Genomic DNA, 14055 nt, shown 5'->3' on the forward strand with positions numbered 1-14055 from the left:
TGCTAATAGAAGAAAAATCGCATCGATTCAATAGAAATTCCCCTTTCGTAGTTAAGATTAAGTATATCTATCATAACACGAACATATATTCGATTCAAGAAAATGCGGATATTTTTAAATTGATTGTGTCAATTTACAATCAATTTCTATTCAATGTGGTTTTCCGGCAGGTTCTGTAAAATAAGCTCAGATCAAAACAATGACGGGAGGAGCTTATGCAACAGAATATTGAATTTGAGCGGTGCATTGATTTTCTGGTACGGATGCTTGATAAGTACGGCGATGAAGTCCTCCGGGAGTTGGAGGAAGAAAAACAGAATAAAGAAGAAAAAACAGCATAGAATACTTCTGAGCGGGTATGGCTAAGAATGTTTTGGCGTATTGACAGGACATTTAAAATGACGTATACTAAGCTCAGTGATCGTTCTGTAGAAACTTGCGAAGCCTACAGGCGGGGGAGAGCCTGCGGGTCTCTCCCTCTTTTGTTTTAAGGAGAAATGATATGCAGACACCGAAAAAATTCTCTTCTTTTAGTGATCAGGTTTCCTGGATCAGTGACGAAAAGGGAATAAAAATAAACGACAGAGAATATGCAGAAGAGATGTTACGCCAAATAGGATATTTTCCTCTTATGGGAGGATATAAACATCTTTTTAGAATATCGAATACAAAGAAATATAAAGCAGGAACAAGTTTTGAAGAAATAGTCAGTCTGTATAAGTTTGATGCAGAGCTTAGAGAGTTGTTCTTTAAATATTTACTGCAGGTTGAGCGACAGATGCGTTCTTTGATGTCATACTATTTTACTGAAATGTATGGAGCAGAGCAGAAGCAGTACCTGGATACTAATAATTATAATCATACAAAAAGAAATCATGCAACAATCGTAAAGTTGATAGCGACCTTGAAACGGGCAACAACGACCACAGATTATACATATATCAATTATTATCGCAAGACATATGGTGAAATTCCATTATGGGTTTTGGCGAATGTACTTACGTTTGGAAATTTATCAAAAATGTTCCGAGTATTTCCCCAATCCTTAAAATCAAAAGTGTCAAAAAACTTTGAACCTTTGAATCAGCATCAGATGGAGCAGTTTCTATCGGTTCTCACGAAGTATAGAAACGTATGTGCACATGGAGAACGACTGTTCACATACAGAACGGTAGATGCTATTGCGGATACACCGCTTCATAAAAAACTTTCATTGCCACAGAGTGGGAATCAGTATGAAAAAGGAAAACAGGATTTGTTTGCTGTGGTGATTGCTTTTAGATATCTATTACCTGGAAAAGATTTTCTGGAATTTAAAAGAAAGCTTATAAAAGAGATTGACCGAGTAAACAGAGAGGTAGAGCATATAAGCGAAACGGAATTATTGAATAAAATGGGTTTCCCGGAAAACTGGAAAAATATTACCAGATACCATTTAAAGTAAAGAAAAATCCTCTAAGAGATAGTGAAATACCTATTGTCCTAGAGGATTTTTTTGTATTAATTATAGGATTGACAAAGAAATGAGTCAATAAGAAAATAAGTATTGAAAATAGTTGGAACAAGTACTAAAATAAAGTTGGGACAATAAAACGGAGTTATACTGCGAGGAAGATTATGAAGAATAAAAAGATTAAATGCGATATATATACCAGAGTATCCACAACCATGCAGGTGGATGGCTACAGTCTGGATGCTCAGAAAGAAAAACTCAAGAGATATGCAGAATTTCAGAATATGGAAATCGTAAATGAGTATTCCGATGAAGGTAAGTCTGGAAAGAGCGTAGAGGGCAGACCGGAATTTCAGAGAATGTTAGATAATATTGAGAATGGAACAGATGAGGTACAGTTTGTACTGGTGTTCAAGCTTTCCAGATTCGGTCGTAATGCGGCAGATGTATTAAACTCTTTGCAGAGGATGCAGGATTTTGGAGTGAATCTGATCTGTGTTGAAGATGGGATTGACAGCTCAAAAGATAGTGGAAAGCTGATGATTTCTGTTCTGTCTGCGGTGGCAGAGATCGAACGAGAGAATATCCTTGTTCAGACAATGGAAGGACGTAAGCAGAAAGCAAGGGAAGGAAAATGGAACGGCGGGTTTGCTCCATATGGCTATGAATTGGTAAATGGAGAATTGCAGATCGCAGAGGACGAAGCAGAGATTATTCGTCTGATCTATGATAAATTTATTCATACAAATATGGGAATTTCTGCGATTGCTGCATGGCTGAACCAGCATGGATATAAAAAGAAAAAACGACAGAATAATACACTGGACGCATTTGCCGCTTCATTTATAAAAGGCGTTCTGGATAATCCGGTATACTGTGGAAAGCTGGCTTATGGACGAAGGAAGAACGAGAAAGTATCTGGTACAAGAAATAAATACCGTATTGTAAAGCAGGAAAATTATATGCTACACGATGGTATCCATGAAGGAATCATTTCAGAAACAGACTGGGAGCTGGCACATCAAAAACGGGAAAAAACAGGTGTGAAATATGAAAAGACACATAGTCTCGAGCATGAGCATATTTTATCCGGAATATTGAGATGCCCGTTATGTGGAAGCGGTATGTATGGGAATGTGAACCGAAAGAAAAAGAAAGACGGAACCTTATATAAGGATTATTTCTATTATGCCTGCAAACATCGTCGCCTGGTAGACGGTCATAAATGTGGATATCGTAAACAATGGAGCGAGGAGAAGATTAATAATGCAGTGGAAGAAGTTATTCGGAAGCTGGTGAAGAATCCTAAATTCGAAGAAGCAATTCTGAATAAAATCGGTTCAAGAATAGATACAGAAGAAATAGAAAAAGAGATTGAAGGATTAGAAAAGCAGCATAAGCAGCTGACAGGAGCAAAAGCAAGACTCGGACAGCAGATGGATAGTCTGGATATCATGGATAAATTTTATGAGAAGAAATATCAGGATATGGAGACAAGGTTATACCGTTTGTATGATGAGATTGAAGGCGTGGAGAACAGTATAGAAGAAGTCAAGAATCGCCTGCTGAATATTCAGCAACAGAAAATATCAGAAGAAAACGTCTATCAATTTCTTTTATATTTTGATAAACTATATGATAAGTTCACCGACCTGGAGAAGAAAGAATTTCTTAACAGCTTTGTAGAACAGGTGGACATTTATGAGCAGGAGCAGCCGGATGGCAGATTCCTGAAGCACATAAAGTTCCGCTTCCCGGTGTATTTTGGAGACAGGGAAATACAGGAACTTTGTTGGAACAACGAAAGTACCGTTGAGACGGTAGTCTTGATGTCAAAACAAAGAAATAAGGACCAGCTTCCAGGTCGAGACGGTGAAATCCGGCAACTCAACTCCCTGCGAGTGTATGGCCAATCAGAGGTCAGAGCGGATGGATTGTGTAGGAGTTGAGCGTTCTTCACTGTCTCAACTGTCGAGACAGTAGCAGAGAGCAGCAATGTAAAAGTGCCTTACATTATTTGGATGCTGAGAAGACAGAAATTTCGTAAAACAGACGAAGAGGCTTGTCTGAAAAAAGAAGGAATGAAAAAACAGGAGAGGAAAAAAGAAACATGGCAGTAAATAAAAATGGAATCGTAGTATTAGGAGCAGTTTTTGTGGATATCAAAGGTTTTCCAGAGGACATCTACGTCCCGGACGGCAGAAACGCCGGCCATGTCGAATACATCCACGGCGGTGTGAGCCGAAACGTGGTGGAGGATATCGCAAACCTGGAACTGCGCCCGACCTTCCTTGGAATCGCGGATAATACCGCACTCGGCGAGGATGTTGTGCGCAAACTGCAGCGCCACAAAGTCAATACCGAATACATGAAAGAAATCCCGAACGGCATGGGAACATGGCTTGCTGTCTTCGATCACAACGGTGACCTGGCGGGCTCCATTTCCCAGCGCCCGAACCTGATGCCGATTCTCGATATTCTGGAAGAAAACGGAGATGAAATTATCGAAAACTGCGATTCCATTGTGGCAGAGATCGATATGGACAAAGAGATCATCAAAAAGCTGGTACAGCTCTGTGAAAAATACGATAAAAAACTGTACGGCGTTGTCAGCAACATGAACATCGCGGTCAGCAGAAGAGATCTTCTGCAGAAATTTGACTGCCTGATCTGCAACCAGCTCGAGGCAGGCGTTCTCTTCTCCGATGATTACAGCGAAAAAACACCGGCCGAGATGGAAAAGATTCTCGCCGAGCGTCTGAAAGCGGCAAATGTTCCGGCCATGGTCGTAACAATGGGTGGCGACGGAGCGGTTTATGCGGAAGCAGACGGAGAGAGCGGCTTCTGCCCGGCGCAGAAAGTACAGGTAAAAGATACAACAGGAGCCGGTGATGCGTTCTGCGCAGGTGTTTCCGCCGGTCTGACCTATGGAAAAACGATTGGCAAGGCAGTTGAAATCGGTACGCGTCTTGCTGCATCCGTCATCACATCGTCGGAAAATGTCTGCCCGCGCTTCCGCCCGGAAGAGTTCGGCATCGAGGCATAGAAGGGGGCAGAAATGAAGTTACTGTACGGAACCGGCAACCCGGCAAAACTCGACGCGATGCGTCACCGCCTTGCCGGTCTTGGGATTGAGCTGATCGGGCTGAAAGATCTTGGCGGTGTTAAGCAGCCAGAGATTATCGAGGATGGAAAAACGCCGCTGGAAAATGCCAGGAAAAAGGCGGAGGCGTATTTCAACGCGCTTCATATGCCGGTGTTCTCCTGTGATTCCGGTCTGTATTTTGACAACGTGGCAGAGGACGACCAGCCCGGCGTCCATGTGCGGACCGTGAACGGAAAGTATCTGTCCGATGAAGAAATGACCGCGCATTACGCCGCCCTTGCAGAAAAGTACGGCGGCCTGACGGGACGCTACAAAAACGCAGTTTCGCTGATTCTTGATGCGGACCACCGCTATGACGCGATGGACCCGTCAATGGAGAGCGCTCCTTTCCGCATGGTCAGCACACCCCATCCGATGAGCAAAAAAGGCTTTCCGCTCGACCGTCTGTCGATCGATCTGCGGACCGGAAAATATTATTACGATCTGAATGAGCAAGAAGCCGCGCTCGATCAGCTTGCCGTGGAAGACGGTTTTCTGCAGTTTTTTGAGCGGGCAATGGAGGAATACCATAAAATGGAACGATATGAACTTCGAACCATCCGCCAGGATGAAATGGAACAGGGCGTTGCCATTGAGCTGGCGTGCTTTCCGCCGAATGAGGCGTGCTCCGAAAAGAGCATGCGCGAGCGGGTGCAGTACGCGCCGGAGCTGTTTCTGGCGGCAGTAGACAAAGAAACCGGAAAAATCGCCGGAACGCTGAACGGACTTGCAACAAACGAGACAAAATTCCGTGATGCCTTTTTCGATGAAATCAGTCTGTACGACCCGAAGGGAGAAAACGTCATGCTGCTGGGTCTCAGTGTCCTGCCGGAATACCGCGGCCAGGGAATCGCCCGCGCGCTGATGGAAGAGTACAGCCGCCGGGAACAGAAAAACGGAAGAAAACAGCTCATTCTGACCTGCCTGCAGGATAAGGTGGAGATGTACAAAAAGATGAATTTCCGCGACGAGGGAATCTCCACATCCACCTGGGGCGGCGAGGAATGGCATGATATGACGAGAAAATTAAACGATTAAGAAAATTTGCAGAGAAAATCTCTTGTGTTAAAGTTTGCTGTAAGCGTTATAATAAAGAAAATCAAGCAAAACAGGAGGAACAACCATGAGCAGAGTAAATTTTGGAGCAAAACCAAACATGTATCCACTTCCGGTTCTGATTATTGCAACATATGACAAAGATGGCAACCCGGATGCCATGAATGCTGCATGGGGTGTAGTCACAGATTTCAATGAGATCTCCATCAGCATGGGCGACCACAAGACAACAGACAACCTTGCCGCAACCGGTGCCTTCACCGTCAGCATGGCAACCGAGGATACTGTTGTTGGCTGCGATTACGTCGGCATCGAGTCCGGCAGAAAAGTTCCGGATAAATTTGCACGCGCCGGTTTCCATGCAACGAAGAGCGAATTCGTCAACGCGCCGCTGATCGACGAGCTTCCGATGGCACTGGAGTGCAAAGTGAAAAGCTTTGACAACGGCATTCTGGTCGGCGAGATCGTGAACGTCTGCGCAGACGAGAGCGTTCTGACCGACGGAAAGATCGACCCGAAAAAACTGAAACCAATCGCCTTCGACCCGGTCAACAACACCTATCTCGCCATGGGCGACAAAGTCGGCGACGCATTCGGTTCCGGAAAATCCCTGAAATAAACACAGATGATGACATGACAGCGAATATGTAAAAATTTTATATATTCCCCTTGACAAACCGCCTCCATAGTCTTATGATATGTATAAATTATATATATATAAATATTTTACATATCAGAAACTAACGGAGGTGGTTTTTTATGTATTTTCCGGTATCAGCACTGCTGATCGAATTTATGATCCTGTCGATTGTGAATCGGGAAGATTCTTATGGATATGAAATCAGCCAGACGATCAAACTGGTTGCAGACATCAAAGAGTCGACACTGTACCCGATCCTGAAAAAACTGGAAAAGGCGGGCTACGTGACGACGTATTCCGCAGAGTACCAGGGCAGAAAACGGAAGTATTATTCGATCACAGAAGCAGGAAAAACACAGATGGCGTACCTGCAGGGCGAATGGAAGTCCTATCGTGACACCATTGACAACATCATCGAGTGGAGGAAAAAAGAATGACGAGTGGGGAATATCTGAAACAATTGGAAAAGTATCTGAGGAAGCTTCCGCAGAGCGACTATGAAGATGCGATGGAATACTTCACCGAGTATTTTGCAGATGCCGGTCCGGAAAATGAGCAGGCCGTGATCAAAGAACTCGGAACACCGAAACAGGCAGCCGCCGAGCTGATGCGGAATCTTCTGGACAAAAAAGTAGATGAACGCGAGGCAATGGAAAAGGAAGAAAAACGGAAAGAGAAGAAAAAAACGACAGGCGCCAACATCGTCTGGATCGCGATTCTCGCCCTGTTTGCAGCCCCGATCGGAGCCCCGATTCTGATCAGCATTCTCATCGTTCTGCTCTGCGCGGCCCTCTGTGCGGCACTGCTTGATATGAGCGTCTTTCTGATTGCAGTTGTCGGCGTGGCCGCCGGAATTAAGATGCTGCTGCGCGGCATTCTGGCAGTCTCGGTTTCCTTCGGCGGATTCTGCTTTATTACCGGAATGGGCGTTTTCATGCTGGGAATCAGTATTCTGTGCGCGGTGTTCGGCGTATACTTTGCAAAATGGATGGGACGGCTGTTCGTGTGGTGTACACGTAAGGTAACGAAAAAAGGAGGAAGCAGATCATGAAAAAATGGACAAAAACAGCATTACTGACAGGATGTGCCTGCTGTATTGCCGGTGCAGTGCTGATGTTCAGCGGATGGGCAAGCGGCGGAAAAGCATACGCGGAAACGTATGATCTGAATGCGATGAGCGGTTCTGCGAAGAAGGAAGACGGCATTTCCACACAGGAAAAGATAAAACTTGATGATTTTGATGAACTGCAGGCAGACCTTACGATCGGCGACCTGAACATCCTTCCGTCCGGTGACGATTCCTGTTATCTCGCCTGGCGGATTCCGTCGAAAAAAGGAGAGACTGCAGTGGAATATCGCGTGCGGGACGGTGTTCTGAGCATCGAAGAGACAAGCGCAGTGTCCGATACGATTTACATTAATATTGACTTTACGGAAGAAATCTTAAGTGGCGGTAAACAGTCGGAAACAGGAGTGATTCTGTATGTACCGGAAAAGAAGGTACTGAAAAAAATAGAGGTAACGATGGGATTCGGTGATGTGCAGATGAATGGCATCCAGGCGGAAAGCGGAAGACTGCAAAATGCGGATGGAGATATCACACTTTTCGGATGTGACATGCAGAATATCAAATGCAAAGCAGATTACGGTGATGTGGAACTGAAGAGTGGAACGTGGGAGAATGGGTCGATCACGCTGGAGGATGGCGATGCGAAAATCCAAAATACGAAGCTTTCCGGAGACGTGTCGGTGGAAAACTCCTACGGCGATATTGAACTTGAACTGGGTAAAAAAGATCTGGAACGGCTGGAAATTACGGCAAAGACAGATTTTGGGGAGATCGATGTACCGGATACCATGGAGAATCTGATGCAGAAAGAGGAGGACGAGCAGAGCTTTTCTTATGTACCGGATCAGCCAGCGGGCAGAATCACACTGATGACAAAGGATGGTGATATCTCGTTGGAAAACGATTAAGCGTTTCTGAATGTTCAGGGACATATGAAATTCCAGAAAAATCGCAAAGCATGCCCGCATGAATGAGCGTTTTTGGAAAATAAGACAAAAGTGACAAAAACACAGGAGGCTGTTTGGATGGTTTCACCAGAAAAAGGGAAATGATCCAAACAGTCGCTTGTTTTTTGTACTTAAATTTTCAGCTTTTAACTTGATTTGTAGATTGCGGTGCTTTAAAATAAAAGTAATCAAGCATTGTGGAACGGGCTCCACAGACTGGCAGCGGGGGAAAAGCCGGAACGAGTCAGAGAAAACAGCCCAGTGTCAGAATAGGAGTTAGGAGAAACTATGGCAAGTATTAGAGATGTCGCGATCAAAGCGGGAGTAGGAATCGGAACGGTATCCCGTGCACTCAATGGGAGCGGGTATATTTCCGATGAAACAAAACAGAAGATCATGCAGGCAGTGGAGGAACTGAACTATAAACCAAATGAGCTTGCCCAGAACCTGTTCCGCAACAAGTCCGGTTTTATCGGAATTGTTGTTAAGAATCTTTCACATCCGTTTATGGCATCTCTGGTGAAACATGTCGAGAATAATCTGTACACCAATGGCTACAAGTGCATGCTCTGCGAGGTTGGGGACAATCCGAACCGCATCGAGGAATTTGTGGAAATGCTGCAGCGAAATGTCATGGACGGCATTATCTGCTGTGCGGATATCCCGTCTTCTGTCAGCCTGGCGGAAATTCACCGTCCGATTGTCATGATTGACCGCTACGTCACCGAAGGGATTCCGTGTATACATTCCGACCATAAGCGCGGCGGTGAGCTTGCGGCGCAGGCGCTTTTGAGCGCAGGATGTAAGAATGTGCTCTATTTTGCATCGAGTGCAACAGAGCGTGGTTGCTCCATGGATCGTTACCGACGGTTTGCGGAAGTCTGCAAACAGCATAAATGTAAAATTACAGCGATTGATGCCGGAAGCAAGATTCTGAATTTTCAGAGCGGCCCGACGATCTGGAAAAAATACATCAGCCATTTTGATGGAATTGATGGACTCTTTACAGCCGATGTCACAGCGGCAGCGTGCATGAAGATGCTGCAGAAAAAAGGGATTAAGATTCCGAAAAAACTGAAGGTGGTTGGCTACGACGGCCTGGATTTTACCCGCTTTTTGACACCGGAGCTGACGACGGTCTGTCAGAATGTGCCGGAAATCGCAAAGCGGAGCGTGGACACAATCATCCGCATGATTGACGGAAAGAAGATTGAGGAGATGGAGCAGATTGTGGATGTGACCTTCCGAAAAGGAGAAAGTACCTGAAGATAACAAAACAGGGAATTACCGAATTTTGCATCATTTTCCGGGATTGCGATAGAACAGAAGAAGAACAGATATCAGAGACACTCGATCTGAAAAGAAAGGGTGTCTCTTTTTCATGTATAAAATAAAAATGAAATAAAACCAACTTATATACGGCAAAAGGGCAGAAAGACTGAGCAAAAGGATATGAAATCGCTGCTGAAACAGTTGCAATTGTCGAAAAAATAGTGAAAAACGGAAAAGTGGAACATATGGAACAGGAAAAGCATGGAACAGCGGAACATGTGGAACAGGAGAATGGGAGAAGAAAGAAGATAAGTGTGAATTTTATGAAAAACAGGATGCATATTGCACAAAAACACAAAATAAAAATTGTGAAAATATTGAAAATGACGAAAAAATATTGATGATTTGTTGACATTGGGCGAACTGCGTACTATGATACAGGTATGGAACAGGTTCCACAAGGCAAAGTGCCAAAACGGAAACGATGCAAATGTGGAACGAAAAGCGGTTGGTAAAGCTTTTAGAGAAATAAGGAGGGAACTATGAAGAAAAAAACGTCATCGCCGAAAACGGCAGAAAGTGGAAAATTGAAAAAAGCGCTCTCGTGCTGGCAGCTGTACATCCTGCTGATTCCTGCACTGATCTGGCTGATCGTTTTTGCTTACTATCCAATGTACGGCCTGATCATCGCCTTTAAAGATTTTAAAGGCCGCATGGGAATCATGGGAAGTCCGTGGGCAGATCCGATCTTCAAGTATTTCAAGATGTTCTTCAGTACCAGTATTGCCATGACGGCAATCAAGAACACGATCGTCATCAGTCTGGAGAGCCTGATCATCGGATTCCCGATTCCGGTTATCTTCGCACTCTTACTGAACCAGGTACAGAGAAGCGGACCGAGACGAATCATCCAGACCATCTCCTACGCACCGTACTTTATGTCAAACGTAGTTGTAGTCAGCCTGATTTCCGTACTGTTTTCCGCAAACGGTCTTGTAAACCACGCAGTTATGGGAGCCGGCGGAAAAGCAATCATGTTCACCAGCCTTCCGGAGTACTTCCGCAAACTCTTCATCGGAAGTAACATCTGGCAGACGATGGGATTCAACGCCATCATCTTCATCGCAGCACTGACCGCAATCAGCCCGGAATATTACGAAGCAGCAACGATGGATGGTGCTTCCAGATTTCAGAAGATCCTTTACATTGATTTACCTCTGATTATGCCGACCATCATCCTGATGCTGATCCTTCAGGTAGGTAACATTATGAACGTGGGATATGAGAAAGCTTATCTGATGCAGAACGGTACCAACACAACCGTCAGTGAGATCATTTCGACATACGTATACAAAGTAGGTCTCCAGACCGCACAGTACAGTTTTGCGACAGCCGTTGGCTTATTTAACTCCGTTGTAAACTTCATTATTCTGGTTATCACAAACGCAGTTGCAAAGAAGACCAGCGATATCAGTATTTTCTAAGAGTCAGGGGGCTTGAAAAATGGCAAATAATAACACTGTGAAAAAGAAAAAAGTAAAAATGAGTACGGGAGACAAGGTCTTTACCGTGATCAATACCGTCATCATGATCCTTGTCTGTATTGCAATTGTATATCCTCTGTATTACGTGCTTCTGGCATCTGTTACAGACCCGGTTGTTGTAAGCTCCGGTAAAATTCTTCTCTATCCGGAAGCGTGGTACACCAACGGATATGAAACCACACTGAAATACCAGCCGCTCTGGACCGGCTATGCAAACACCATCAAATATACCGTATTAGGAACGCTGATTTCCCTGGTCTGCACCATTCCGGCCGGCTATGCACTTTCCAGATACGATATGGTAGGAAGAAAACCGATTATGTTCCTGTTCACCTTCACGATGTTCTTCAGCGGCGGTATGATTCCGATGTACTTAACCGTACAGCAGCTGCACATCTACAACACAACATGGGCTATGGTCCTTCCGGTAGCAGTGTCCGCTTACAACCTGATCGTATGCCGCTCCTTCTTTGAAAGTGGTATTCCGGTCGAGCTTCTCGAAGCAGCAAAAATCGACGGCTGCAGCGATTTTGGATTCTTCTTCAAAATTGCAATTCCGCTGTCGAAAACGATCATCGCAGTTATGTGTCTGTTCTATGCAACCGCAATGTGGAACCAGTTCTTCAACGCACTGATGTTCCTGCAGGATGACAGCAAGATGCCTCTTCAGGTCGTTCTTCGAAACTTGGTACTGATGAACCAGTCCAACCAGATGGGAAGTAGTGCTTCTGAGATGGTAACAAAACAGAAACTGGCTGAGCAGTTAAAATACTGTGTCGTAGTTGTTTCCGCATTCCCGCTTCTGTGCGTATATCCTTTCCTGCAGAAATACTTCGCAAAAGGTGTTACGATCGGTGCAGTCAAGGGCTGATGCAGAACAGAAAATTTATTGTTGCAGAATTCATGGATATAGCAGACATGGTTTATGTGTAGGAATACAAAAATACTAACGTATTTCACTGCCGGAAAAGGCAGCAAAATAAAGGAGGAACAATATGAAGAAAAAAATCGTATCCGTATTACTGGCAAGCCTTATGGTAACCAGCATGCTCGCAGGCTGTGGAAACAGCTCCGGCAGCTCAAGCAGCTCCGGTGCAGGAAGCACAGGAGGAGACACCACCTCTGCATCCGGTACAGAAGCAGGTGACACAGGTCTCACAGCAGAAGAGCAGGAAGCAGTAGATGAGGGAATCATCCAGCTCGACGGTACCCTTCCGATCATCAAAGATCCGGCAAAATTCGAAGAGAAATACGGAAAAATTTCCGCTCTGATCGTAAACTCTGCAGACAGAACTGTAGAAGTAGGCGACCTGGCTATGTGCCAGAAATGGTTCGAGGACACAGGAGTAGAGTTTGACTGGCAGCCGATCCCGCAGGAGAGCGCAACAGAGAAAATCAATCTGATGCTTTCTTCCGGACAGGATCTTCCGGATGTATTCTGGAACTTCGGCGATGGTAAATCCGGAAACACCGTAGTTCAGTACGCAGACCAGGATGTATTCCTTCCGACCGAAGGCCTGATCGAAGAGTATATGCCGAACCTGAAAGCATTCCTCGATGACAATGAGCAGTATCAGCTTGAGATCACCGCTCCGAACGGCCATAAATATGGATTCCCGTACGTAGAGGAAATGAAAGGTCTTGTATTAACACCTGGACCATTCGTGATCAACAAAACATGGCTGGATAAAGTAGGCAAAGAAGTGCCGACAACCGTAGACGAGTGGGTAGACTGCCTGAAAGCAATCCGCGACGGCGGCGATCTGAACGGAAACGGCGAAGACGATGAAATCCCGATGGCAACCTGGTTCGGCGCAACCGATACCTTTGGTTCCTACAACCTGTTCTATCGTTTCACAGGTGCATTCGGATGCGCTGACTCCTACTGCGGAGGAAACTCCTATGCGGATCACTTAAGAATGGTTGACGGAAAAGTTACGTTCACTGCAACAGACGAAGCATTCAAGAAAACAGCAGAATTTTTCAACATGCTGTATGAAGAAGGACTGATCTGGAACGGTTCCTTCGAGGCAGATGAAAGTATGTCATTCAAATCTTCTCTGATCAAAGAGAATGTTGCAAAGATCGGTTCCTTCGGTGTTTGGGGCGATCAGGAAATTACAAACCAGGAAGTACATGATCAGTACGTAGCAGTTCCGAGACTGCAGGGCGAAGACGGTATGACCGGTTTCGAGTGTAACTACTCTGAGCTGCAGGATTCTTCCGACACAGCAATCACAACGACCTGCAAATTCCCGCACGTTGTTGCAAGATTTGTAGATTACATGGTAGGCGATCCGGAAATCTCTGTTACATCTAACTGGGGCGCAATCGGATACAACTATGAGAAAGACGAAGACGGCATTCTTCGTACACCGCTCGATGAAAACGGAAACTACAAACCTCTGAATCCGGAATATAAGAACTTTGGTGAGGCTCGTGTAAACTCCACAACCTGCCGTGGTTCTATGATCGTTCAGAACGAGTACTATGACACCGTTTGCGGCTACACCTTCGATGCTGTAAAACTTCTCGAGATGCAGAAAGAAAACGGTAAAGATGACATCATGGAAGAGTATGACACTATTCCGCGTGTTCTGATGACCCAGGAAGAGATTCAGCGTCTGGCACAGATTCAGCCGACCATCTCCGATATTGTTGATCGTTACATCACCACATGGGTAACCGGCGGCGTTGATGATGCAAGCTGGGATTCCTATAAAACAGAGCTGGAAGGCGCTGGCTTGAATGAACTGGTTGAGACTTACCAGGGCGCAGTAGACAGAGCAGCTTCTGCAGCAAACTAAAAATCGTGCGAAAAGCGATTACGAAAAAACAGTAACGTAAACGATTTGCAATTGATATTCTATAACTAAAGAAATTCTAAATGTGGCCATGTTGTATCCCATATAACATGGTCATATTTAAA

Annotated in this window: 14 protein-coding genes; all 14 read left to right on the forward strand. The window is 45.0% G+C overall.

The window, feature by feature from the left end:
- Positions 1 to 215: 215 nt before the first annotated feature.
- The 14 genes from DWX32_RS20445 to DWX32_RS07015 all read left to right on the forward strand — a co-directional run bounded on the left by DWX32_RS20445 (position 216) and on the right by DWX32_RS07015 (position 13933).
- Positions 216 to 341, forward strand: coding sequence for a hypothetical protein (locus tag DWX32_RS20445; RefSeq protein WP_256372495.1), 126 nt, complete (start codon positions 216 to 218; stop codon positions 339 to 341).
- A 161-nt stretch (positions 342 to 502) separates the two neighbouring features.
- Entirely contained in the window at positions 503 to 1444 is a 942-nt protein-coding gene (locus DWX32_RS06960) for an Abi family protein (protein ID WP_118659486.1), read from the forward strand.
- A gap of 173 nt (positions 1445 to 1617) precedes the next feature.
- Positions 1618 to 3402: a recombinase family protein gene (locus DWX32_RS06965; RefSeq protein WP_243037564.1), complete on the forward strand. Its 1785-nt coding sequence runs from the start codon at positions 1618 to 1620 to the stop codon at positions 3400 to 3402.
- A 161-nt stretch (positions 3403 to 3563) separates the two neighbouring features.
- Positions 3564 to 4499, forward strand: coding sequence for a carbohydrate kinase family protein (locus DWX32_RS06970; RefSeq protein ID WP_117813569.1), 936 nt, complete (start codon positions 3564 to 3566; stop codon positions 4497 to 4499).
- A gap of 12 nt (positions 4500 to 4511) precedes the next feature.
- Positions 4512 to 5636 (forward strand): non-canonical purine NTP pyrophosphatase, encoded by a 1125-nt coding sequence (locus DWX32_RS20580; RefSeq protein WP_118659488.1) that lies wholly within the window; start codon positions 4512 to 4514, stop codon positions 5634 to 5636.
- Between the two features lie 85 nt (positions 5637 to 5721).
- Positions 5722 to 6273 (forward strand): flavin reductase family protein, encoded by a 552-nt coding sequence (locus tag DWX32_RS06980; protein WP_118659490.1) that lies wholly within the window; start codon positions 5722 to 5724, stop codon positions 6271 to 6273.
- Positions 6274 to 6413: 140 nt separating this feature from the next.
- Entirely contained in the window at positions 6414 to 6731 is a 318-nt protein-coding gene (locus DWX32_RS06985; protein WP_022461550.1) for a PadR family transcriptional regulator, read from the forward strand.
- Positions 6728 to 7345 (forward strand): DUF1700 domain-containing protein, encoded by a 618-nt coding sequence (locus tag DWX32_RS06990; protein ID WP_118659492.1) that lies wholly within the window; start codon positions 6728 to 6730, stop codon positions 7343 to 7345. The genes DWX32_RS06985 and DWX32_RS06990 overlap by 4 nt, the downstream gene beginning before the upstream one ends.
- Entirely contained in the window at positions 7342 to 8271 is a 930-nt protein-coding gene (locus DWX32_RS06995) for a DUF4097 family beta strand repeat-containing protein (protein ID WP_022461552.1), read from the forward strand. Before DWX32_RS06990 ends, DWX32_RS06995 begins: the two co-directional genes overlap by 4 nt.
- Positions 8272 to 8598: 327 nt before the next feature.
- Positions 8599 to 9576: a LacI family DNA-binding transcriptional regulator gene (locus tag DWX32_RS07000; protein ID WP_022461553.1), complete on the forward strand. Its 978-nt coding sequence runs from the start codon at positions 8599 to 8601 to the stop codon at positions 9574 to 9576.
- Positions 9577 to 9827: 251 nt separating this feature from the next.
- Positions 9828 to 9983, forward strand: a complete 156-nt coding sequence (locus DWX32_RS19550) for a hypothetical protein (RefSeq protein WP_158565053.1) — start codon at positions 9828 to 9830, stop codon at positions 9981 to 9983.
- Between the two features lie 141 nt (positions 9984 to 10124).
- Positions 10125 to 11066, forward strand: coding sequence for an ABC transporter permease (locus tag DWX32_RS07005; protein WP_022461554.1), 942 nt, complete (start codon positions 10125 to 10127; stop codon positions 11064 to 11066).
- 19 nt (positions 11067 to 11085) lie between these two features.
- Positions 11086 to 11997, forward strand: coding sequence for a carbohydrate ABC transporter permease (locus DWX32_RS07010; RefSeq protein ID WP_082426161.1), 912 nt, complete (start codon positions 11086 to 11088; stop codon positions 11995 to 11997).
- A gap of 124 nt (positions 11998 to 12121) precedes the next feature.
- A complete protein-coding gene (locus DWX32_RS07015) occupies positions 12122 to 13933 on the forward strand; it encodes an extracellular solute-binding protein (RefSeq protein ID WP_118659494.1) in 1812 nt (603 codons plus the stop codon).
- Positions 13934 to 14055 lie beyond the last annotated feature (122 nt).

This window comes from Blautia sp. AF19-13LB (genome assembly GCF_003479105.1).
Classification (GTDB): Bacteria; Bacillota; Clostridia; order Lachnospirales; family Lachnospiraceae; genus Fusicatenibacter; species Fusicatenibacter saccharivorans.